Genomic DNA, 21,700 nt, shown 5'->3' with positions numbered 1-21,700 from the left:
TTCAAGGCCGCTGCACACTCCAGGGTCACCAGCAAGGCGGCTACCAGCACGACCAGATCCAGCCCCAGCAGGAACCAGTCAGATTGGTCGTAGAAACTTTTCAGCTGAATCAGCAGGGCGTACAGGGTCATGACCAACAGAAATACCAAGGGCGCCAGAGTATAAATGGCAGGGCGTCCCCGTTTCACCAGCATGATGGTGATCACCAGCAGGGTTAGTCCGGCCAGCAACTGGTTGGTGGTGCCAAACAAAGGCCAGATCAGCAGGCCGCCGGAACCGTCAGCCCCTCCGGCTCCAAAGGCCAGAAGTAAACAGCTGGCCACTGCCAGCAGAGTGGCGGGGAGAGGGCGGGTCAGCCACTTCTGCTGATAGATTTCCCCCCACTCCTGGAAGATATAACGCTGCAGGCGCAGGCCGGTATCCATGGTGGTGCCAGCAAACAGGGCTGCCATGACGGTGAGAAGTGTGGCCGCCACGCCCACATCCATGCCGGTACCACCGGCGAGAATATTGGCGCCACCGTTGACGAAGGCGCTCAGACTGCCATTACCGAAAGCGGTATAGACAGCCTGCCAGTCCGCCAGAGTGGCGAAGCCGGCAGTGGCTGCGATGATGGCCGCCAGAGCCAGGGCGCCTTCACCCACGGCGCCGAAATACCCGACAAAACGGGCATCGGGTTCCTTGTCCAACTGTTTGGAGCTGGTTCCGGATGCCACCAGTCCGTGGAAGCCGGAAATGGCACCACAGGCGATGGTGACGAACAGCAGGGGTAACAGGGAAGGGGTCCCTGCAGGCACATCGTTATTGATCATGGGGGCGACGACCTGTGGATTGCCAATCAGCACAGCGCCATAGAGCAGAATCAGCCCCACGAAAAGTTGTAGCCCATTGATGTAATCGCGGGGTTGCAACAATACCCAGACCGGCAGCAGGGAGGCGATGGCCGCGTAGGCGAATAACAGCAGAATCCAGCTGGCGTTGGCGGACAGGCCCATGACCTGTTCCGGTAATGTCACAGGGACCTGGGGACCCACATAAATCAGGCTGTACAGGGCGATCACCCCTAGTACCGAGACCAGTCCCAGTCCAATGATGCGGCGGTAAATGAGCTGGCCGATGATCAGTGCTACCGCGATGGCACCCCATACCGGGACCACGGACCCCGGGTTGTTGATTAGCAGCTTGGCAATGACCACCCCGAAAACGGCATTCACCATCAACAGCACCAGGAAAATAACGATCATGAACACGGTGCGGGCTCGATAACCCACCACCTCGCCGGTGAGGGCGCCTACGGATTTGGCCCGGTTGCGGACACTGGCCCAGAGCGCACCGCTGTCATGAACCCCGGCAAAAAAAACCGTGCCCAGCACTACCCACACAAAGGCCGGCAACCATCCCCAGATCACCGCGATGGCCGGCCCGACAATGGGGGCGGCGCCGGCAACGGAGGTGAAGTGGTGGCCCCACAGGACAAAACGGTTGGTCGGCACAAAATCCACCCCATCCTCAAATTCGTGGGCGGGTGTCCGAAAAGCAGGGTCCAGCTTGTAGATGCGGGATGCAATAAAGCGGGAGTAGAATAGATATCCGGCGGCCATGCCACCCAGACCGAGCAAAAGTAAAACGATTGCGCTCATGGGGTGCCCTTTGTCATTGTCGCTATGATGGGCCCGTTCGGGCATGCAGCCTATGGTTAGCGGTTTTGCTGCCAGCGTCAACGCGACCAATGGCTAACCCGTTTTATGCAGGCTGGCCCGCGGGCGGTAAATATTCGGGGCACGTGCGCTATGTCATCGTTTGTTCATCTTGCCCTATGCATGCGGGTGCACAGACGCTACTCTTCGGAACATACTGAAAAAGAAGTGGGTAAAGGATTACCCGGGGGAAAGCAGCAATGATCAAAGTATTGGTAGTGGACGACCATGATCTGGTCAGAACCGGTATCTCCAGGATGCTGGACGAGGTTGAAGGTTTGCGGGTTGTTGGTGAGGCCAGCTCCGGCGAACAGGCCGTGCAACTGGCCAAGGAAACGGTGCCGGATGTGGTGTTGATGGATATCAAGATGCCAGGCATCGGCGGCCTTGAGGCAACTCGCAAATTGCTGCGTGTGGACGAGGGCATCCGCGTGATCGCGGTAACCATGTGCGAGGAGGAACCCTTTCCCTCGCGGCTGATGAAAGCCGGCGCCGCCGGCTACATGACCAAAGGGGCTGGCCTGGAAGAAATGGTCAGGGCCATCAAGGTTGTGACCACCGGGCAGCGGTACATCAGCCCGGAAATTGCCCAGACCATGGCGCTGAAGCCCTACACCGGTGAGGATGCCACGCTGCTGGATATGCTCTCCGAGCGCGAACTGCAGATCATGATGATGATCGTCAACTGCCACAAGGTGCAGGATGTGGCTGACAAACTGTGCCTGTCACCGAAAACCGTCAATACCTACCGCTATCGCATTTTCGATAAGCTGGGCGTGACCAGTGATGTGGAAATGGCACTGCTTGCGGTACGCCATGGCATGCTGGATGCGGTTGAGAATACCGTTCCCTGATGGCAACAGGGCGGTCACGGGAAACAGACAACTGGCTGGGCGAAACTGTTACACTTTGTGGGCAGTAACCGGCCGAGATTGTTCCCTTGTCAGAGTTTGACCCGCAACATTTTCTTGATCACTGCGCTCGCAAGCCGGGCGTGTATCGCATGCTCAATGATGAGGGTGACGTCCTCTATGTGGGCAAAGCCCGTAATCTTCAGGCCCGTCTGAGCAGTTACTTCCAGAAGAATATTACCAGCCCGAAAACCCGGGCCCTGGTGGGGCGTATCGCCAGTGTCCAGACCACAGTGACGGGCAGTGAGGCGGAGGCCTTGCTGCTAGAGCAGTCGCTGATCAAGGAACTACGGCCGCCCTACAACATTCTCCTGCGGGACGATAAATCCTACCCCTACATCCGTATCACCAGCGCTGACCGCTTCCCGCGCATCACCTTTCACCGCGGCAGTCGCCGCAGTGGCAGCCATTACTTTGGTCCTTATCCGAGTGGCGGCGCAGTTCGTGAAGCCCTGTCCCTGGTGGAAAAGGTCTTCCAGGTACGTAACTGTAGCGACAGTTATTTTCGCAACCGCACCCGACCCTGTCTGCAGCACCAGATCAATCGCTGTACGGCACCCTGTGTGGGGCTGGTGAGTGAACAGGCCTATGCCCGACAGGTGAAGCTGGCCATGGATTTTCTGGATGGCCGCAGCCGGGAAGTGGTTGAGCAGCTCAGTCGGGAAATGGACAGTGCGGCCCAGTCTCTGGATTTTGAGCGGGCTGCCATTATTCGCGATCAGCTGGCAGCCATACAGGCTGTTCAGCAAAAGCAGTATGCGGAAACCGGCCAGGGGAATCTGGATGTGGTGGCCATCGATAGCCGCCATGGCCTGGCTGTACTTGAAGTATTGATGATTCGCGGGGGCAGGATTCTCGGCCACCGGACGTTTCGCCCGGATACCCGCGGCGAGGAAGATCAGAACGATATTCTCGAGGCCTTCCTGGCGCAATACTATCTGGGGGACCGTGAGGACCCGGTGCAACCCCAGGAAATCCTGTTGGGCCTGGAGCCTGCCAGCGCTGAGGCATTACAGCAGGCATTAAGCCAGCATTGGGGCAAGAAGGTGCGTCTGGCCTGGCGGGTTCGCGGAGAGCGTGCCGCCTGGATTGCCATGGCCCAGACCAATGCCCAGCAATCCCTGGCGGCCGAGCTGGCCGCCCGCGAGCACATGGAGCAGCGCTTTCTGGCCCTTGAGGCCTTGCTCGGGGCGGATGAGCCGGTTCGCCGGATCGAGTGCTTTGATATCAGCCATACCCAGGGCGAAAAAGCCGTGGCGTCCTGCGTGGTGTTCGACCAGCAGGGCGCCAGGAAAACCGATTATCGCCATTTCAATGTGTCCCCGGCCCATGCCGGTGACGATTATGAAGCGCTGGAAGAGGCGGTGCGCCGGCGCTATCAGCGGGTGCTCAAGGAGCAGGGCAGGTTGCCGGATCTGCTGCTGATTGATGGCGGCAAGGGCCAGATGCAGCGCGCCTGGAGTGTGATGCAGGCGCTTGCCTTGCACGATCGCGTTCGGGTCATGGGTATTGGCAAGGGGCCCAGCAGGCGTCCCGGCTTTGAAGTGCTGTACCTGCCCGATGGCCAGGAACTGGTGCCCGGGCCGTCCCACTCCGCGTTGCACTTGTTGCAGCAGGTTCGCGATGAGGCCCACCGCTTTGCGCTCACCGGCCATCGCGCCCGGCGTGGCAAGGCGCGCAAGCAATCCTCTCTGGACGAAATTCCCGGCATCGGTCCAAAGCGTCGCAAGGCGCTGTTGACGCACTTTGGTGGCCTGAAACAGCTACGCAATGCCTCGGCCGGGGAGTTGGCCCGTGTTCCGGGGATCAATGCCCAAATGGCACAAACCCTGTATGACTGGTTTCATGATTAGGGGCGCTAACAGGCAGAATCGCCACGTGCGCTGAGTCAGGGTGGCCTGGGCTGATGATAAATCGGCAATGAGTCACCGTGGCCTTTCCGTTATACTGACTCTTTCGGCCTGTTATTGCCTGCGTTGATCGACAGCGGCAGACATTATGGCTGGCCATGCCCTGCGTTCGTGTCTTTTTATGCTCTTTGCAACGATTTCGACGGAGCAGCGGGGTATCAACAGGCCCTTATTTTGGCGGTAGTACCTATGCAGAAAACGAGCCCGATCCTGAATTTGCCCAATATCCTCACCATGATTCGTGTATTGGCAATTCCCGTTCTGGTTCTGGTGTTCTACTTGCCCTTCAAGTGGAGCGATATGTGTGCGGCGGCCCTGTTTCTGGCTGCGGGCATTACCGACTGGCTGGACGGCTACCTGGCCCGTCGCCTTAACCAGACCAGCCCTCTGGGTGCCTTCCTCGATCCGGTGGCGGACAAGCTGATCGTCGGGGTGGCCCTGGTCATGCTGGTGCAGGTGCACGCCACGGCCTGGCTGGCGGTGCCCGCCATGGTGATTGTGTCCCGGGAGATCGCGGTATCCGCCCTGCGTGAATGGATGGCGGAGCTGGGTCAGCGGGGCAGGGTGGCGGTCAGTCAGCTGGGCAAGATCAAGACGGTGACCCAGATGACAGCCATCACCCTGTTACTGGCCCAGAAGCCCGAGTTCGATGCCCTGGGCGATATCATGATGACTCCCTGGTTGTGGCTCAGCTACGGTCTCCTGTATCTGGCCACGGCATTGACCCTGTGGTCCATGGGCGCATATTTGCGCGCTGCCGCCCCGGAATTGCTGAAAAGTGGTGACTGAGCGGAGTTAAGCCGGCCCGCGCGAGTCTGGCCCTGGCAGAATCGAGGGTTTTTTAGTCAAAGTGCTGAAAAATCAGAAAAAACCAGCCGGGCCGGGTTGACAGTGAGGGGGCGATGGGTAGAATTCTCCCCGCAACGAAGCATGCTTCGCGGCGACTTTTCAAAGCAAGACAAGCGGGAATAGCTCAGCTGGTAGAGCACAACCTTGCCAAGGTTGGGGTCGCGAGTTCGAATCTCGTTTCCCGCTCCAAGTTTTCAAAAGCCTCGGTTCCGCCGAGGTTTTTTCTTGGTAAATCAGTTTAAAGGCGCGGTGGCAGAGTGGTTATGCAGCGGACTGCAACTCCGTGTACGCCGGTTCGATTCCGACCCGCGCCTCCAATTTTCGACCTGCACGGTCACCGCCCGGGTGGCGAAATTGGTAGACGCAACGGACTTAAAATCCGTTGACCTTTGGTCGTGCGGGTTCAAGTCCCGCCCCGGGCACCAGCTTCCTGTTATTGCTTTCCCCCTCCCGGTTATACCCATTCTGACTCGGCCCGAGTCTGCACCTGCCGCTAGTCAGAAAAAATCCCAGTCAAATCAACTATCTGGTTACGCAACTTCAGGCACTTTATTGCCGTATCAGCCCGCTTTCTGGTAGCCTCACACTTTAGTCTTAGCCTGGTCCGCCGTCCCATCACGGATACAGGCATGGCCCTTTCGGGGGGCAATGAGAACAAAAAGCCGGAAAGGCGAGAGGGCTATCTGAATGAACTGGTTCCAGAACCTGTCAGTGCGGCTGAAGATCCTGTCTGTGGCCGGGCTGGGGATTGTGTTGTTCGTCGTTTATGCGGCCTACAGCTTTTATATCGCCGAAACCAATATTGATCACCTGAAACGTATTGAAAGCCAGGACTTTCCCGTCCTGGAGTTGGTTAATGCCAACAATGTGGATTTCATTGCCATCAGTGAATCCTTTATAGCTGCCATCACCCAGGCTGACCCGGATCTGTTGCAGGAAGCGCAAAGTCGTGCCGCCGAGTTCGAGCAGCGGCTGGCGGATATTCGTCGCACCGACCCGAGCCTGTCGGGCAGTGTGGAGGATTTGCGTCGCAGCTTCAGCGCCTATATCGGCGAAGCCACCACCCTGGCGCGCAGCTTGATTAACAGCGATGCGGCCGCCGATGATCTGTATCAACGCATCAGCCACTTACGTGGCCTCCAAGACGCCTACGAGACGCACCAGAAAGCCTTCGAAAAGCAGCGCTACGAGGCGTTTCGAGACACACTGAATGCCAGCCGCTCGGACAATCTCAGCACCCAGAAAATCGGCCTTTTTCTCGGCCTGGTGGCCTTTACGCTGCTGGCTCTCATTGCCCTGCGGGTTACCCGTGCCATTACCCTGCCACTGGAAGGCGCCGTAAACGCTGCCGACAATATTGCCAACGGCAAGTGGGATACCAAGATCGAGAAGGGCGGTCGTGATGAGACCGGTCACTTGCTGCACGCCATTCGCAAGATGCGAGATTCGCTGATAAAGCGCCATACCGAGGATCGTCGCCAGGAAACCATCAAGAACCATCTGGCCGAGCTTAACAACCGCATGCGCGGGGAGATGAGCTTCGAGCAGCTGGGCAACAATATGCTCAGTTTCCTGGTGCCGGTGCTGGAAGCCCAGGTGGGGGCCTTTTACAGCTTTGACCCGGCCACCGAGCAGCTCACGTTAAGTAGCTCCTATGCCATGCAGCGCCGCAAACATCTGGCGAATACGTTCCGTCTGGGCGAGTCCCTGGTTGGCCAGTGCGCCCTGGAGCGCAAGAGCATTCTGCTCGAGCAGGTGCCGGAGGATTACATCAGTATCGCGTCGGGAACCGGTACCGGGCAGGCCCGCAATGTGATGGTGATGCCGGTTGTCCATGATGACGAAATCAAGGGGGTTCTCGAGATCGGTGCTTTTCGGGAATTCAGTGATGAAGACCTGACATTCCTGGAACAGTGCGTTTCGGTGATTGCGGTATCCGTGCACAGCGTACAAAGCCGTATGCGGCTGGCACAGATGCTGGAACAAACCCAGGAGCAGGCTGAGGCCCTGGAGCGGCAGAAAGAGGAAATGGCACAGGTCAATGAGGATCTGGAAGAACAGGCCATGGAGTTGTCTGCCTCCGAATCCCGACTGCAGCAGCAACAGGAAGAGCTCAAGGCAATCAACGAGGAACTGGAATCCCAGACGCAGGCCTTGCGAGCCTCAGAGGAGAGCCTGCAGGCCCAGCAGGAAGAGCTCCGGGTCACCAACGAGGAGCTGGAAGCCCAGGCACGCCTGCTGACCGAACAGAAAACGGAAATGGCGCAGAAGAACGACGAACTTGAGTTGCTTCGCCATGAGCTCGAGGACAAGATCCGCGAACTGGAGATGTCGTCCAAGTACAAGTCCGAGTTCCTCTCAACCATGAGCCACGAACTGCGGACACCGCTCAACTCGATCCTGATTCTCTCCAATGCCCTGGGCCAGAACAAGAAGGGCAATCTGGATGACAAGCAGGTTGAGCATGCCCAGGTCATTCATTCCGCGGGCTCGGATCTTCTCAATCTGATCAACGATATTCTCGATATTTCCAAGATTGAAGAAGGCAAGATGGATGTCATCATTGATGACTTGTCTGCCCAGGAAATTGGTGAACATTTCCGGCGTAACTTTGCCCACGTGGCGGAAAGCCGCAATCTGGATTTCCATGTCAATCTGGGCGACAACCTTCCTGATTATTTCTACACGGATCGTCAGCGCCTTGAGCAGATCATCAAGAACCTGCTTTCCAATGCCCTGAAATTTACCGAGCAGGGCTCAGTGACACTGACCATTGCCCGCCCGGAAGAGGGGGAGACCCTGCCGTCCCGCCATCTTCTGCCCGAGAAGACCATCAAATTTGCGGTTACCGACACCGGCGCCGGCATACCGGCCGAAAAACAGAAACTGATCTTCGAGGCGTTCCAGCAAGCGGATGGCACCACCAGCCGCAAATACGGCGGTACGGGTCTGGGGCTGACGATTTCCCGCGAACTTGCCCGCCTGCTGGGCGGGGAGATCAGCCTTTACAGTGACGGGGAAGGCACCGGGTCCACGTTTATGCTGTATCTGCCTGAAGGTTCTGCGGAATCCATGGATGCCACTCCTGGTGATGTGTCCGGTGAGGCAGATATTGGCAGCAACGCGGAAGCCCACACCGCCGCATTGACCCCGAATGAGTCGGGTCGAGATGATTTTGTGGTGCGGGAAAAAACCGTATTGATCGTCGAGGATGACATCGAATTTGCCAATGTCCTCCTGGAGTTGGCCGCGGACTACGGGCTCGAAGGGCATATTTGTTCTGATGGTGAGGCCGGTCTGGAATACGCCAGTCACTACCGTCCCAGTGCCATCATTCTGGATATCGGTCTCCCCGGTATTGATGGATGGGAGGTCATGGAGAAGCTCAAGGCGGATCCCCGCACCAAGGATATCCCCGTTCATTTCCTGTCCGGTCGGGATGAGCGCAAGAAGGCGCTGGAGCTGGGAGCCATCGACTTTCTCACCAAACCTGCCAAGCAGGATGACATCCTTTCTGCTTTCGCCAAGATTGAAGGGGCCATTGAGACCAATGTTCGGCGCCTGCTGGTGGTGGAAGACAGTGAGATACAGCACGAGAGTATCCGCGAGCTGTTTGACCAGAAAGGGGTGGAAATTACCGCCGCCACCAGTGGTGAGGAAGCGTTGAAAGCGCTTCGCGAAACCGTTTTCGATTGCATGATCCTGGATCTGACCCTGCCGGACATGAGTGGTTTTGAATTACTGGAAACCCTGCACGCCAGCGAGAGTTATGACAGCGTTCCGGTGGTGATCTATACCGGCAAGGACATGACCCGTGAGGAAGAGGCGAAGCTGCGCAAATACGCGGATCGAATCATTCTCAAGACAGAACGCTCCCATGAACGCCTGCTGAACGAGGCCTCCCTGTTCCTGCACTGGCTGGAGTCCACATTGCCGGCCAACCGTCGTCCCGGCAATGATGCGATCGAGCATCGCGATGACATTTTCGAGGGCAAACAGCTGCTACTGGTAGATGATGACATGCGCAATATTTATGCGCTGTCGGCCCAGCTTGAAGAGCTGGGTTTCGACATCACCATTGCCAATAATGGCCGTGAAGCCCTGGATGTGCTGGAAGCGAATCCGCAAATGGATATCGTGCTGATGGATATCATGATGCCGGAAATGGATGGCTATGAGGCCATGAGTCTTATCCGTGAGCAAAGCCGTTTCCAGAAACTGCCGATCCTGGCGCTCACTGCCAAGGCCATGAAAGACGATCGGGCCAAATGTATCCAGGCCGGGGCGAATGACTACTGTTCGAAACCGATTGATATGGCAAAACTTACCTCGCTGTTGCGGGTCTGGCTCCACAAGTAGGTCTTGGAGGATCAATGAATGGCTGAGCCTTATCCCATCGATGATGACGAGGTCAATGTGGAGGATATTGAAATCCGCCTGCTGATGGAGGCCATCTATCAGATGTACGGCTACGATTTCCGTTCCTACAGCAAGGCCTCCATTCGTCGTCGTGTGATGCACAGAATGACCATGTCCGGCTTCGCCTCGATCATGGAGATGACGGATAAAGTGCTCAGGGACCGGCCGTTCTTCGTGACCCTGCTCAATGATCTGACGGTCAATGTGACAGAGATGTACCGTGACCCGGAGTTCTATCGCGCCTTCCGTGAAGAGGTGGTGCCGGTACTGAAAACCTTCCCCTTCATCAAGATCTGGCATGCCGGCTGTTCCACCGGCGAAGAAATCTATTCCATGGCCATATTGCTGGAGGAAGAGGGGCTCTACGATCGCGCCATGATTTATGCCACCGATATCGACAAGAATGTGCTGGCGTCCGCCAAAAAGGGCATTTATTCCATTGAGGCGGTGAAGCAGTATGGCGACAACTATCGCCGGGCTGGAGGCCGTCATTCCCTGTCCGACTATTTCACCGCACGCTACGACAGCGTGATCATGGAGCAGCGTCTCAAGCGCAATATCGTTTTTGCCGACCACGACCTGGCAACGGACCAGGTTTTTGGTGAAATGCATGTAATCCTGTGCCGCAATGTGCTGATCTATTTCGATCGTGCCCTGCAGGCCCGGGTGATACGGCTGTTCAGCGACAGCCTGGACATGGGGGGTTACCTTTGTCTGGGTACCAAGGAAAGCCTGCGTTTCAGTGGTCAGGAAGAGACCTTTGATGTGATCAATACACCGCTGCGGATATTTCGCAAACGGCAATTCCCTCACAACGCATGATTAGAGACAACCAATGATAGAGCAGAAGCTGCTACTCGTGGATGACCAACCCGCCAACCTGGTGTCGCTGGAGGCAGTGCTGGAAGGCGAGGGGCGAACCCTTATCAAGGCGCATTCCGGCCAGGAAGCATTGAAGATTCTGCTCAAGGAAGATATATCCCTGGTGCTGCTGGATGTGCAGATGCCCGGTATGGACGGCTTTGAAGTCGCCGAGCTGATGCGTCAGAGAAAAGATACCCAGACGATCCCGATTATCTTCGTGACAGCGATCAGTAAAGAGAAGAAGTATGTCTTCAAGGGATACCAGGCAGGCGCCGTGGACTATCTGTTCAAGCCCCTGGACCCGTTGATCCTGAAGAGCAAGGTGGATTTCTTTCTCAGCCTGGACAAGCAGAGGCGGGAACTTCAGCAAAAACTGCGTGAGGCCCAGGCACACCGCGCCGCCTATGAAGCGGGCAAGAGCCAGCGCGGGGAGGGCAGCGGTAACCCATCGTGATAAACAGGATCGGACCGGTAAAGGCGATCGTCATGGGGGCCTCCTGGGGAGGCTTGAATGCCTACACGACCATCTTGTCGGCATTGCCTGTGGGGTTCCCGGCCGCCATTTTGCTGGTTCAGCACCAGCACGCCAGTGCTGAAAACCGGCTGCCCTGGCTATTGGCCCGTTATTGCCAGTTGCCCGTGATCGCGCCGGAAGACAAGGAAGACATTCAGCCCGGTTGTGTCTATGTGGCACCTCCGGGTTACCACATGCTGGTGGAAGAGGACGAGACGCTGGCATTGTCTGCGGGAAGGCCCGTACACTTTTCCCGGCCGTCGGTAGACGAGCTGTTCCTTTCCGCCGGGGCGGTTTACGGAAAACAGCTTGCAGGGGTTATCCTTACCGGCGCCAATGAAGATGGAGCAAAAGGAATTGACTACATTCACCGTCGTGGCGGGTTCACCATTGCCCAGTCACCGGTAAGCGCAGAAGCACCGGCCATGCCCGAAGCGGCAATAAAAACAGGTGCAGTTTCCAGAGTGCTCGACCTTGAAGCAATCGGGCCCTTTCTGGCAGAACAGGTTGCAGGGTAGTAGACCTATGAAGCAAAACATTTTGGTTGTGGATGATCACAGGGAAAATCTTATCGCCCTCGAGGCTATTCTTGACGGGGAAGGGCGAAATCTTGTCATGGCACAATCAGGCAATGAAGCCTTGTCATTGGCGCTGAAGTACGACTTCGCGCTGGTGTTGCTTGATGTGCAAATGCCGGAGATGGACGGTTTTGAAGTCGCGGAGTTGATGCGCAAGAACAAGAAAACCCGCCATATCCCCATTATCTTCGTGACGGCTATTTCCAAAGAGCAGAAGTATGTCTTCAAGGGCTACGAATGTGGCGCTGTGGACTATCTGTTCAAGCCCATCGACCAGAAAATTCTCGAAGCCAAGGTCAATGTGTTTCTGGAGCTGGATCGCCAGCGAAAGAAACTGCAGCAGGCAGTGGTGCAGATGAAGCGCCTGAAAGACGAGAATGAGCGGCTGCTTCATGCCCTGGGTGAGGCACTGATCGGTGCCGATGCAGGCGGCAAGGTATCGTTCTGCAATGAAGCCGCCTGTGCACTGCTGCGTCGCCCCCGTGATGAGTTGATAGGCCGGGATATTGCCGCGCTGATTTTCAATGATGATACCGGCAAGCGCCGCTGGGAGTGGCAGGAATCCCCCCTGCGGCAGGCCTGCCAGCAGGGTGAAGGCTGGAAAAACGAACACAGCCTGTACACACAGGACGAGGATGGACTGGTAGCCTTGTCGGTACGGGGTAATGCCATCAATGACGATGCCGGCAATTTCACGGGTGTGGTTATTGTGCTGCGCAAGGCGGATGACGAGAATGATGTCCGCGACAGCCGCAAGGACCACCGACGCCACCCCCGCAAGAAACTGTTTAGGGAAATGGTGGTGTTTGATCGAAGCACCGGTGGTAACGTGGGCCGCCTGATGAATATCAGCCTGGACGGGTTCAAGCTGTTTACCCGCCGGGAAATCTCCCAGGGCGAGGTGTTGCAGATGGGAATGGTGCTGCCGGATCAAATTTCCGGGGTCAACACCATCAGCTTTGACGCCAGAGTAGTGTGGTCGGAAGTCCTGGACGCTCCCGGAGAGTATCAGGTGGGTTTCCAGTTTCTGGCACTGACAGAGATCACCGCCAATGTGATCGAGAATTTGATGGACAAATACTGAAATGAACGAGCACATCGAGACGCCGGAAAATCAGGACCTTCCCCCGTCATTGCTGCCCTATGGGTTCGCCCGGCGCTACGGTGTGTTGTTGCGTGAAAAGGATGGGCGCCGCGAATTATGCTATCGCAAGGACGTCCCCCTTTCCGCCCTGAGTGAAGTGCAGCGTCACATCGGCCGGTTGCCCACCCTGGTTCCCATGGATGACGCCGCATTTACCGCAGCCATGGCGATAGCCTATGAGCAGCAGCGGGGGGCTGCCGCGGAGGCCGCTGACGACCTGGAAGGTCTGGACCTTGCCAGTCTGGCGGATTCCCTGCCGGAAACCTCCGACCTGCTGGAACAGGAAGACGATGCGCCGATTATCCGGCTGATCAATGCGCTGCTGCAGGAGGCCATCCGTGAGGATGCTTCCGATATCCATATCGAAACCTTCGAGCGGCGCCTGGTAGTGCGCCTGCGGGTAGATGGGGTGCTGCGTGAAATCCTGACTCCCAAGCGCGAACTGGCGCCCCTGCTGGTTTCCCGGATCAAGGTAATGGCCCGGCTTGATATCGCCGAGAAGCGGATTCCGCAGGATGGCCGTATCTCCCTGCGTATTGGTGGGCGAGATGTGGATGTGCGGGTATCCACCATGCCTTCCAGCAATGGCGAGCGGGTGGTGCTGCGTCTTCTGGACAAGCAGGCAGGGCGTTTGCAGTTATCGCACCTGGGCATGGGAGATGTCTGTGACCAGCATATGCGCGAGCTGATTCACAAGCCCCACGGGATTATCCTGGTGACGGGGCCCACCGGTTCCGGTAAAACCACCACCCTGTATGCCTCACTGGCGGACCTGAACGACAGCACCCGCAATATCCTGACGGTAGAAGACCCGATCGAATACCAGCTTGAAGGCATCGGCCAGACCCAGGTCAACAGTAAAGTGGACATGACCTTTGCCCGCGGATTGCGCGCCATCCTGCGCCAGGATCCGGATGTGGTCATGGTGGGAGAGATCCGCGATCTGGAAACCGCAGAAATCGCCGTCCAGGCATCCCTGACCGGTCACCTGGTGCTGTCTACCTTGCACACCAATACCGCCGTGGGCGCGGTAACCCGCCTTCAGGATATGGGGATTGAGCCCTTTCTGCTCTCCAGTTCCCTGCTGGGGGTTCTGGCGCAACGACTGGTGCGGGTTCTCTGCGATGACTGCAAGACCCCCTATCAGCCCAGTGCCAGCGAATTGAAAATGATGGGATTGCCGGAGGATGAATCCTGTACCCTCTATCACCCCAAGGGCTGCAATGCCTGTAATCAGCAGGGCTACCGTGGGCGAACCGGTATCTATGAGCTGGTAATGATTGATGAAACCATGCGCCAGCTGATCCATGACCGGGCCGGCGAGCTGGAACTGAACCGACATGCCCGTACCCTCACCAGTGGCATCCGTGAGGATGGCTGGCGTAAAGTACTGGCTGGACACACCAGCGTGGAAGAAGTGCTGCGTGTGACCCGCGAGGACTGACCGGACCCCTGATCCATGCCTGCATTCGAATATCGATCCCTGGATCACAGGGGCAAAATCAAGAAAGGCACTCTCGAAGCGGACAGTGCCCGCCAGGTGCGTCAGCAGCTCCGTGACAAGGGCTGGGTGCCCATTGAAGTGCATGAAGCCCATGACTCCGGCCGTTCCGGCGGTCTCGGGCAATTTTCCGCGTCTGGCAAGCTGAAAGGGGCAGAGCAGGCCCTGCTGACACGCCAGCTTGCGACTCTTCTCAAATCCGGCCTGCCTGTGGAGCAGGCATTGTCCGCGGTGGCCAAGCAGGCCGCCAATGACAGAATCGAACGCATTGTTCTGGCGGTTCGCGCCAAGGTGCGCGAGGGCTTCAGCCTGGCCAGCAGCTTTGAATCCTTTCCCCGTGCCTTCCCGGAGATGTACCGGGCCACCGTGGCTGCGGGTGAGCAGAGCGGACACCTGGAGCAGGTTCTCGAGCAACTGGCGGATTACCTGGAAACCCGTCACGACACCGGCCGCTCGGTGGCGCAGGCGATGATCTATCCGGCCTTTATCATGGTGTTCGCCACCATTGTCATCATGCTGATGATGACCTTTGTGGTCCCCAAGCTGGTGGCGGTGTTTGAAGGCCGTGACCAGACCCTACCCCTGTTGACGCGTATCGTCATGGCGCTCAGTGATTTCGCCCGCGATTGGGGCTGGTTGCTGCTACTGGTTGTCGTTGTGGCTGTTGTGGCCTTCATGCGCGCCATGCGCGATCCCGGTTTCCGCCTGCGGGTGCACCGGAAAATGGTCACCATGCCCATGGTCGGCACCATGTTGCGGGCTGCCGACAGCGCCCGTCTCGCCAGCACACTGGGTATCCTCGGTCGTTCCGGGGTGCCGCTGGTGGATGCCCTTTTTATTGCCGCCCAGGTGGTGGGCAATCTTGAAGTCAGAAACGCGGTGAAGAATGCCGCGGCCAAGGTCCGCGAGGGCGGCAGCCTGAGCCGGGCCCTAGACGCCAGTGGCTATTTCCCGCCAATGCTGGTGCAGATGATCGCCAGTGGCGAGGCCAGCGGGGAGCTGGACCACATGCTGACCCGCGCAGCCGACTACCAGGAACGGGAATTGAGCAGCACGGTCAATACCATGGTGGGGCTGTTGGGGCCCATCATGCTTCTATTCATGGCGGGTGTGGTGGTATTGATCGTACTGTCTGTGATGCTGCCCATCATGCAGATGAACAACTTACTAGCTGGATAGGTGAAGGAATGAAAACGAAAGGCACCATGTCAGGGTTCACCCTGCTGGAAATTATGGTGGTTGTTGCCATTATCGGTCTGCTGGCCGCCGTGATTGTTCCCAATGTGATCGGGCAGGGTGAAGGCGCCAAGGTGGACCTGACCAAGGCCAACATGGGGAAAATCGTCCAGCAGCTGGACCTCTACAAATTCAACAATGGCAGCTACCCCACCAGCGAAGAAGGCCTCAATGCGCTGGTTGAGCGCCCCGCATCCGCCCGTAAATGGCCTGATGGCGGGTACCTCTCCAGTGTGCCCGAGGACGCCTGGAATAATGATTATGTCTATATCAGCCCCGGTGTAGACGGGCCCTTCGACCTGCTTTCCCTGGGCGCTGACGGTGCCGAAGGTGGCGAAGGGACTGATGCCGACATCAACTGGCGCGACATTCAGTAAGATGCGCTTGCGCCCCGTCATTCAGGCCGGATTCACCCTGCTGGAAATCATGGTTGTGGTGATGCTGATGGGGTTGCTCACCGTAGTGCTGGTGTCCCAGGGCAACTGGACCAGTGATGGTCGCCAACTGGAGCAGGAAACCGCCCGTTTGCAGGACACGCTGGCGCTCTTGAACGAGCGCAGTCTTTTCTCGGGCCAGTTGATGGCGCTGCGACTGGAAACCACCGGGTGGACACCGCTGGCCTACGACAGGGTTGAGGGGGAATTCCTGCCCGTGGATGACACCGCGCTCAAGGCACACAGGTTGCCGCCATCCCTGGAATTGGTCTGGCAACTGGATGAGCTCGGTGAAGATCAGGCCAGCCTCAGTGATGTGGCCGAGAGCCTGGTCAAAGACGACGTCATGGCCGGCGCAGGCAACGACCTGGTCGACCAGGAAGAGGGCGATGAAAACGGCCAGGAGGAAGCGGATTTCCCCCAGGTATTTTTCTTTCCCAGCGGTGAGGTATCCCCGATGACCCTGACCCTGCGCGCCTACGATGATGTGGATGCTGAACAACGTTTGCGCATGTCGGCACTGGGGCAATTCAGTGACCCGGATGCCGGCAATGACGAGGAGGCCGCACCGTGAGTGGTGAGCAGAAGGGGTTTACCCTGGTTGAGGTGCTGGTTGCCGTCTCCATCCTGGCGCTGGTCATGGTTACCCTGGGGCAGAGCATGGGAGCCACGGCCCGGGCCTACACCAACATCAACGAGACCCATCTGGGCTTCCTGGTTGCGTCCGACAAACTGGTGGAAATGCAGGTGTATCAGCAATGGCCTTCTACCGGCACCTCGGACAGTGAAGTGTCCCGCAATGGCCGTGACTGGTGGATCGAAACCACCGTTTCTGAAGGGCCTTATCCGGATACCCGCCGAGTGGACATTGAAGTCGGACCGCTGCGGGGCAAGGACAAAGGCGGCATGGCCTATCGCCTGGCCAGTCTGATTGGAAAGCCTGCGTCCTGATGTCACAGCGCGGCAGGATACGCGGTTTCACGCTACTGGAGATGGTTGTCACCATCGCCATTTTTGCCTTTATCTACGTCTGGGTGGCCAGTTTTCTTGGCACGGCCCTGCAGGGCCGTGAGCAACTCAATGCCAACGCCAGCATCATGGAACGCAACCAGCGCGCCATCACCTACCTGACCCTGGATTTCGAGCAACTGATCAGCCGCCCGGTCCGCGACCCCTATGGGGACCCCCAGCCGGCCATCGTTGGCCGCGACAATTACGTGGAATTTACCCGGCTGGGTTGGTCCAACCCCTTCGGGTTGCGCCAGCGCAGTGAGATGCAGCGGGTTATCTATACGCTGGAAGACGGCAAACTCTATCGTCGTTACTGGCCAGTGCTGGATACCAATGTGGCCACCGAGTATCAGCAAGATGTGCTGATCGACGATGTGGCCCGCTTTACGGTGCGTTATCTGGACAAGACCCCACAGGGAGAGTGGCAATGGCTGGAGCTGTGGCCGGATGTGGCCCTGGCTGCCGTTCCTGTCTGGCAGCAGCGATTACCGAAAAGCATCGAAGTGGAAATTGAACTGGAGGATGGCGACACCATTCACCGATTCTACCGTACGGTGGTGAACCCATGGTCCTGACCCGCAACGCAAAACAGCGGGGTGTAGCCCTTATTATCGTTCTGATGCTGTTCGCGATCCTTGCCACCATCACACTGGAAATTGTCTTCCGGCAGGATCGGTTCCTGACCCGGGCAGACAACCTGCTGCAATGGGATAAACGCTATCAATACGCCATGGCCGCGGAAGTGGTGGCCCAGCAGGGGCTGATCGACGATCTGGAGGATGACCGCAACAACAATGCCATGGTGGACGATTGCGTGGAAGAACAGTGGGCGGTCCAACTGCCGCCCACCCCCTACGAAGATGCCATGCTCAGCGCCAGCGTTCAGGATCTGCAGGGGCGTTTTAACCTGAACTGGCTGATCACGACATCCGGCGGACAATTTATCAGAAACCCCGAAGCCATCACTCAGTTGACCCGTCTCATCGAACAGACGTTTCCGCCCGAAGCCAATCCCTCACGGCTGGCCAATGAAATGGCTGACTGGCTGGACAGCAACAATATTGTCGACAGCGTGGAAGGGGCAGAAGACCCGGAGTACCGAAACCGACGTACGCCCAATATGCCTGTTTCGCACGAGTCAGAACTGCGTGCACTGCTCAGTTTCCGGGTCAATAGTCAGCCCTCTGAATCGCTGGTGTGGGGCCTGTTTACTGCATTACCGCAAGGCACTACCTTGAACGTTAATACTGCGCCACCGCAGGTATTGGATGCGGTGATTGGCAGTGTGGCTGGCACAGGGGCAGTCGAAGCAGTCATAGAGGAACGCAAGAACGCACCCATAACGGCAATCAGTAATTTAATGCAGGAACCCGCTTTCAATGGCCTTAATGCCAATCAGAAAAACGATCTTGCCAGTCTATTGGGTGTCAGCAGCGAGTATTTTCAGGTAATGGTAAATGTGGAAGTGGATGGCCAGCTCAGCCGACTGGTCAGCCGCCTTCATCGGGCCAATGGCCAAGGGAAAACAACTTCCGTGTTCAGCCGCCAGGTCAGTCCTCTGCTGACGCCACTCGAACCGGCGTGCAATCCCTTCTACAATGCCAACGGTACCTGATAAAAAGCCAGACGCAGCCCGCGATTGGGATGCATGCTCAAGAATAATGATGGAAGGACAGATAGCGTGGCAGATGCTCCCTTGATTTATCTCGCCGGTGCCGGGGAAACCCAATGGCAACCGGACAGCCCCGTGCTGTTCCAGCCCCACCGCGGTGAGGCGGTGCAATGGCTAGGCCTGGGCGAGGCGCTGGCGGCCTGCCAGGGGCGCAACGTGGCGGTGGTCATCAGTGTCTCCTGCGCCCGATTGACCCACGTTTCCCTGAGTCGCAAGCAGGCCCGTCATCTTCAGCGCGTCCTGCCATACCTGCTGGAAGAGCAGCTGCTCGACAACCCGGACGACCTTTGGTTCGTGTCCCGCAAGGGCAGTGGGGACGATTATCAGGTATCAGCGGTACGCAGGGAGCTGATTACCCGGCTCCAGCAATGGGCCAGGGAGGCAGGCGCGCAGATGGCATCCTTGCAGGTGGATGCCGACTGTCTGCAGGCGGTGCTGCCGCTGACGGCGGACCTGGGCAATCGTCAGCAGCTGCTGTTGATAGATCGCGAGCAGGGTCTGGTCATTGATGCGGACCAGCAGGAAGCGTTTGCCCCCCTGCTGGGAGACAGCCTGGATCAGGCTCGACAGGTTGATTTGCCAACCCTCTTTGACGAACTGCGTCAGTATCACGGCCAGGAGCTGTTGACCGGCCCCTATACCCCCAAACAGGACCGTCAGAAAAACGCATTTTTGGGACCCTGGCGTCCTGTTGCCTACCTGGCTGCCGCGGTGTTTCTGGTTGCGGTGGTTGCACTCTGGATACAGCAGTGGCGCTATCAGCAGGCAGCGGACCAGGCGTTGGCGCAGGCGAAACAGCGTTATGAACAGCTGTTCCCCGGCGACAAGGCGACCTCGGCCCTGAACCGTCAGTTTCAGGGCCGTCTGGCGCGCCTTGGTGGTGGCGTTGATGGCGGTGGCCCAGCGTTTTTCCCGTTGCTGGCGCCGGTTGCCCAGGTGCTCAAAGACATGAAGGTGGAGCCCAAACGGCTGCAGTATGACCAGCGCCAGAATGTGTTGCTGCTGGATGTGGGGGCCAAGGATTACGCCCAGCTTGAAGCCCTGCAGAACGCCATAAGAAAGCAGGGGGGGAATGCCTCCATTGCCAATTACCGCAACGGCGCCCAGGGCGTCAGTGCCCGCATCAAGGTGGAGCAACCGGGATGACATCTGCCGAATTGAAGAAACTGGCCGGCCAGCGCTGGTCGCAACTGCAACAGTGGTATGCCAGTCGTGAAGCCCGCGAACAGCAGGTGCTCAAGGTGCTCGCGGTGGTGGCGCTGTTTGTGGTGCTCTACTGGGTTATCTGGGCACCGTCATGGGCGGCCCGTAATCAGGCTCGCCAACAGTATGTGGCCAACATCCAGACACTGGAATGGATAGACGCCAACAGCGGTGCCGTAATGGCCGCTCGCGCTGGCACCAGCAGTGGTAGCCGGTTGCCAGACAACTGGGTCAGTGACGTGAGCCGCAGTGCGGATGATTTCGGTCTCACCTTGCGTAACTTCACGCCGGATGGGAATCGCTCCGTCCGTATCCAGCTGGAAGATCAGTCCGCTGCGCAGGCCGTGCTATGGCTGCAGTCCCTGCAGCAAAAAGGCGTGCAATTGGGCAATCTGGAAATGACGCCGGGCGGCAAGTCCGGCACTGCCACCGTTCGGGCAACCCTGCAGCAATAATATGACCCTTCGCCTTCTTCTGGCTTTTTGCACTCTGGGTTTCACCGTCACGGCGGAGGCGCAATGTCGCTTCGATCCGCTGGATCAAGGCCGCGTGGTGAAAATTTCCGGCGCGCAGCTGCCCGCCGCATCCGGCATGTCGCTATCCAGTCTTTCGGTCATGCGGGTGGAGAAAGGGCGCTTTATCCCGGTGGCCTACCAGTTCGATGAAATGGACCAGAAAGGCATGGTCTGGTTTGCGGATTCAGGCTTTGAGCTGGCAGGTTCTCCAGGCCAACTGGATGGGCAAGACCAGCTGCTCATGATGCTGACAGATGCAGGCCCGCGGGCGCCGGCAGACCTCAAGCCGGAAAAGGGTGAGCTCATTGCCAGGCTGACCGTCGCAGAGGATTGCCATTTCTATCTGGTCCAGGGGAATCCTGAACGAAGTGACAATTACTATGTAGCCCACGATATCGACAGTGGCGAAACCCGCACGGCGCTTTATCAGCTGGATGTGGATCCGGATAATGAATTGAACTGGCGCTATCTGGGATATCGGGGCTATCTGGGCGAGGGGTCAATCATCGATACCCTGAAAATGCGCATGAGTGCCGGTGTACTGTCCCGGTTTACCCGCATGACCCTGGATAATCACAACCTCAGACCCAAACGGGTGGGGTTTTCTGTGGGGCCGATTCGTTCGGTGATGCATTTGCGTACCAAGGTGGTACTGGCCGGTATTCCCGTGATGACCATCCAGGTACAGGCCATGCGCTACGCGGCGCATTATGAAGCCCATACCTACGCCAAAATTCCCGACCTTTATCGAGCGACCCTGAAAGAGCCGGAAGTGTCGGTGACTGTGGATGGCAACAATCAGTCAGGCGCCGCTGTGTACACAGCAAATTTTGTCGACTCTCCGGTGATTGTCGACGGCAAACCGGATGATAAGGCGTTTGCTGACCAGGCGCTCACCATGGATGCCAACTGGATCCTGTTTGACAGCCAGCGGGATTTTGCGCTGCTCACCCATCTCACCGTGCCCGATGAACTAATGGAAACGCCGCTGGCGCTCATTTATCAGGATGATGCCTCGTTGACGGTGGAGCCGGAACAATTTCCAGGCCAGCTTCCCAACCTGGGTTACTCCCTGCATGGCTGGCCGCAGCCGGAAGAGCTGCGGTTTACCGTGAGCCTGTATTTCGAAGAGGGTTTGAAAGGTTTTGCCGCAGACCAGTTCGCCACGAGGCGGTCCGCCGAGGTCCCGGTGCAGGTAAGGGGCCGTTAACAGGCGGTAAGGCCTGCCTATTCAGTGTCTGC

19 protein-coding genes and 3 tRNA genes are annotated in these 21,700 nt (G+C 57.8%); 21 read left to right on the top strand and 1 reads right to left on the bottom strand.

Annotated elements, in window-relative coordinates:
* Window positions 1-1,640, bottom strand: a 1,640-nt coding sequence (locus A3714_RS03365) for a carbon starvation protein A (RefSeq protein ID WP_063527154.1), incomplete at its 3' end; no start/stop codon positions are given.
* A 257-nt stretch (window positions 1,641-1,897) separates the two neighbouring features.
* Here A3714_RS03365 and uvrY point away from each other — a divergent pair.
* The 21 genes from uvrY to A3714_RS03260 all read left to right on the top strand — a co-directional run bounded on the left by uvrY (window position 1,898) and on the right by A3714_RS03260 (window position 21,668).
* Complete coding sequence (gene uvrY / locus A3714_RS03360; protein WP_062817289.1) at window positions 1,898-2,551, top strand: UvrY/SirA/GacA family response regulator transcription factor; 654 nt, start codon at window positions 1,898-1,900, stop codon at window positions 2,549-2,551.
* Window positions 2,552-2,637: 86 nt separating this feature from the next.
* Window positions 2,638-4,461, top strand: coding sequence for an excinuclease ABC subunit UvrC (gene uvrC, locus A3714_RS03355; RefSeq protein WP_063525637.1), 1,824 nt, complete (start codon window positions 2,638-2,640; stop codon window positions 4,459-4,461).
* 246 nt (window positions 4,462-4,707) lie between these two features.
* Window positions 4,708-5,307 (top strand): CDP-diacylglycerol--glycerol-3-phosphate 3-phosphatidyltransferase, encoded by a 600-nt coding sequence (pgsA, locus tag A3714_RS03350; RefSeq protein ID WP_082810885.1) that lies wholly within the window; start codon window positions 4,708-4,710, stop codon window positions 5,305-5,307.
* A 173-nt stretch (window positions 5,308-5,480) separates the two neighbouring features.
* A tRNA-Gly gene (locus A3714_RS03345) sits at window positions 5,481-5,556 on the top strand.
* Between the two features lie 54 nt (window positions 5,557-5,610).
* A tRNA-Cys gene (locus A3714_RS03340) sits at window positions 5,611-5,684 on the top strand.
* Window positions 5,685-5,706: 22 nt separating this feature from the next.
* Window positions 5,707-5,792, top strand: a tRNA-Leu gene (locus A3714_RS03335).
* Between the two features lie 262 nt (window positions 5,793-6,054).
* Window positions 6,055-9,726: a response regulator gene (locus tag A3714_RS03330; RefSeq protein ID WP_063508680.1), complete on the top strand. Its 3,672-nt coding sequence runs from the start codon at window positions 6,055-6,057 to the stop codon at window positions 9,724-9,726.
* An 18-nt stretch (window positions 9,727-9,744) separates the two neighbouring features.
* A complete protein-coding gene (locus A3714_RS03325; RefSeq protein WP_062817292.1) occupies window positions 9,745-10,608 on the top strand; it encodes a protein-glutamate O-methyltransferase CheR in 864 nt (287 codons plus the stop codon).
* A 13-nt stretch (window positions 10,609-10,621) separates the two neighbouring features.
* A complete protein-coding gene (locus tag A3714_RS03320; RefSeq protein WP_063508679.1) occupies window positions 10,622-11,104 on the top strand; it encodes a two-component system response regulator in 483 nt (160 codons plus the stop codon).
* A gap of 32 nt (window positions 11,105-11,136) precedes the next feature.
* A complete protein-coding gene (locus A3714_RS03315; protein ID WP_063508678.1) occupies window positions 11,137-11,682 on the top strand; it encodes a chemotaxis protein CheB in 546 nt (181 codons plus the stop codon).
* 7 nt (window positions 11,683-11,689) lie between these two features.
* Complete coding sequence (locus A3714_RS03310; RefSeq protein WP_062817295.1) at window positions 11,690-12,826, top strand: response regulator; 1,137 nt, start codon at window positions 11,690-11,692, stop codon at window positions 12,824-12,826.
* Window position 12,827: 1 nt separating this feature from the next.
* Window positions 12,828-14,330 carry a type II secretion system ATPase GspE gene (gspE, locus tag A3714_RS03305; protein ID WP_062817296.1) on the top strand — a complete coding sequence of 501 codons (1,503 nt, stop codon included), beginning with the start codon at window positions 12,828-12,830 and terminating at the stop codon, window positions 14,328-14,330.
* 15 nt (window positions 14,331-14,345) lie between these two features.
* On the top strand, window positions 14,346-15,566 hold the full coding sequence (gspF, locus tag A3714_RS03300) for a type II secretion system inner membrane protein GspF (protein WP_062817297.1): 1,221 nt from the start codon (window positions 14,346-14,348) through the stop codon (window positions 15,564-15,566).
* A gap of 8 nt (window positions 15,567-15,574) precedes the next feature.
* A complete protein-coding gene (gene gspG / locus A3714_RS03295) occupies window positions 15,575-16,000 on the top strand; it encodes a type II secretion system major pseudopilin GspG (RefSeq protein WP_062817298.1) in 426 nt (141 codons plus the stop codon).
* A 1-nt stretch (window position 16,001) separates the two neighbouring features.
* Entirely contained in the window at window positions 16,002-16,631 is a 630-nt protein-coding gene (gspH, locus tag A3714_RS03290) for a type II secretion system minor pseudopilin GspH (RefSeq protein WP_063508677.1), read from the top strand.
* The gene (gene gspI / locus A3714_RS03285; protein WP_062817300.1) at window positions 16,628-17,008 is read left to right on the top strand and encodes a type II secretion system minor pseudopilin GspI; all 381 of its coding nucleotides are present in this window, start codon (window positions 16,628-16,630) and stop codon (window positions 17,006-17,008) included. Before gspH ends, gspI begins: the two co-directional genes overlap by 4 nt.
* Window positions 17,008-17,643 carry a type II secretion system minor pseudopilin GspJ gene (gene gspJ / locus A3714_RS03280; protein ID WP_063508676.1) on the top strand — a complete coding sequence of 212 codons (636 nt, stop codon included), beginning with the start codon at window positions 17,008-17,010 and terminating at the stop codon, window positions 17,641-17,643. The genes gspI and gspJ overlap by 1 nt, the downstream gene beginning before the upstream one ends.
* Complete coding sequence (gspK, locus tag A3714_RS03275; RefSeq protein ID WP_063508675.1) at window positions 17,634-18,683, top strand: type II secretion system minor pseudopilin GspK; 1,050 nt, start codon at window positions 17,634-17,636, stop codon at window positions 18,681-18,683. The genes gspJ and gspK overlap by 10 nt, the downstream gene beginning before the upstream one ends.
* A gap of 66 nt (window positions 18,684-18,749) precedes the next feature.
* The gene (gene gspL / locus A3714_RS03270; RefSeq protein WP_063508674.1) at window positions 18,750-19,886 is read left to right on the top strand and encodes a type II secretion system protein GspL; all 1,137 of its coding nucleotides are present in this window, start codon (window positions 18,750-18,752) and stop codon (window positions 19,884-19,886) included.
* Complete coding sequence (gene gspM, locus A3714_RS03265) at window positions 19,883-20,398, top strand: type II secretion system protein GspM (protein WP_063508673.1); 516 nt, start codon at window positions 19,883-19,885, stop codon at window positions 20,396-20,398. The genes gspL and gspM overlap by 4 nt, the downstream gene beginning before the upstream one ends.
* Window position 20,399: 1 nt before the next feature.
* Window positions 20,400-21,668: a hypothetical protein gene (locus A3714_RS03260; RefSeq protein WP_063508672.1), complete on the top strand. Its 1,269-nt coding sequence runs from the start codon at window positions 20,400-20,402 to the stop codon at window positions 21,666-21,668.
* Window positions 21,669-21,700 lie beyond the last annotated feature (32 nt).

The organism is Alcanivorax sp. HI0007 (genome assembly GCF_001635525.1).
Taxonomy (GTDB): Bacteria; Pseudomonadota; Gammaproteobacteria; order Pseudomonadales; family Alcanivoracaceae; genus Alcanivorax.
Note: the sequence above shows the minus strand (reverse complement) of the source record. Positions and strands in the feature narration are given on the sequence as shown.

Excerpts from the sequence above, each read along its gene's own strand:
- uvrY (WP_062817289.1), top strand. The coding sequence starts at position 1,898 with ATGATCAAAGTATTGGTAGTGGACGACCATGATCTGGTCAGAACCGGT.
- pgsA (WP_082810885.1), top strand. The coding sequence starts at position 4,708 with ATGCAGAAAACGAGCCCGATCCTGAATTTGCCCAATATCCTCACCATG.
- A3714_RS03330 (WP_063508680.1), top strand. The coding sequence starts at position 6,055 with ATGAACTGGTTCCAGAACCTGTCAGTGCGGCTGAAGATCCTGTCTGTG.
- A3714_RS03325 (WP_062817292.1), top strand. The coding sequence starts at position 9,745 with ATGGCTGAGCCTTATCCCATCGATGATGACGAGGTCAATGTGGAGGAT.
- A3714_RS03320 (WP_063508679.1), top strand. The coding sequence starts at position 10,622 with ATGATAGAGCAGAAGCTGCTACTCGTGGATGACCAACCCGCCAACCTG.
- A3714_RS03315 (WP_063508678.1), top strand. The coding sequence starts at position 11,137 with ATGGGGGCCTCCTGGGGAGGCTTGAATGCCTACACGACCATCTTGTCG.
- A3714_RS03310 (WP_062817295.1), top strand. The coding sequence starts at position 11,690 with ATGAAGCAAAACATTTTGGTTGTGGATGATCACAGGGAAAATCTTATC.
- gspE (WP_062817296.1), top strand. The coding sequence starts at position 12,828 with ATGAACGAGCACATCGAGACGCCGGAAAATCAGGACCTTCCCCCGTCA.
- gspF (WP_062817297.1), top strand. The coding sequence starts at position 14,346 with ATGCCTGCATTCGAATATCGATCCCTGGATCACAGGGGCAAAATCAAG.
- gspG (WP_062817298.1), top strand. The coding sequence starts at position 15,575 with ATGAAAACGAAAGGCACCATGTCAGGGTTCACCCTGCTGGAAATTATG.
- gspH (WP_063508677.1), top strand. The coding sequence starts at position 16,002 with ATGCGCTTGCGCCCCGTCATTCAGGCCGGATTCACCCTGCTGGAAATC.
- gspJ (WP_063508676.1), top strand. The coding sequence starts at position 17,008 with ATGTCACAGCGCGGCAGGATACGCGGTTTCACGCTACTGGAGATGGTT.
- gspK (WP_063508675.1), top strand. The coding sequence starts at position 17,634 with ATGGTCCTGACCCGCAACGCAAAACAGCGGGGTGTAGCCCTTATTATC.
- gspM (WP_063508673.1), top strand. The coding sequence starts at position 19,883 with ATGACATCTGCCGAATTGAAGAAACTGGCCGGCCAGCGCTGGTCGCAA.
- A3714_RS03260 (WP_063508672.1), top strand. The coding sequence starts at position 20,400 with ATGACCCTTCGCCTTCTTCTGGCTTTTTGCACTCTGGGTTTCACCGTC.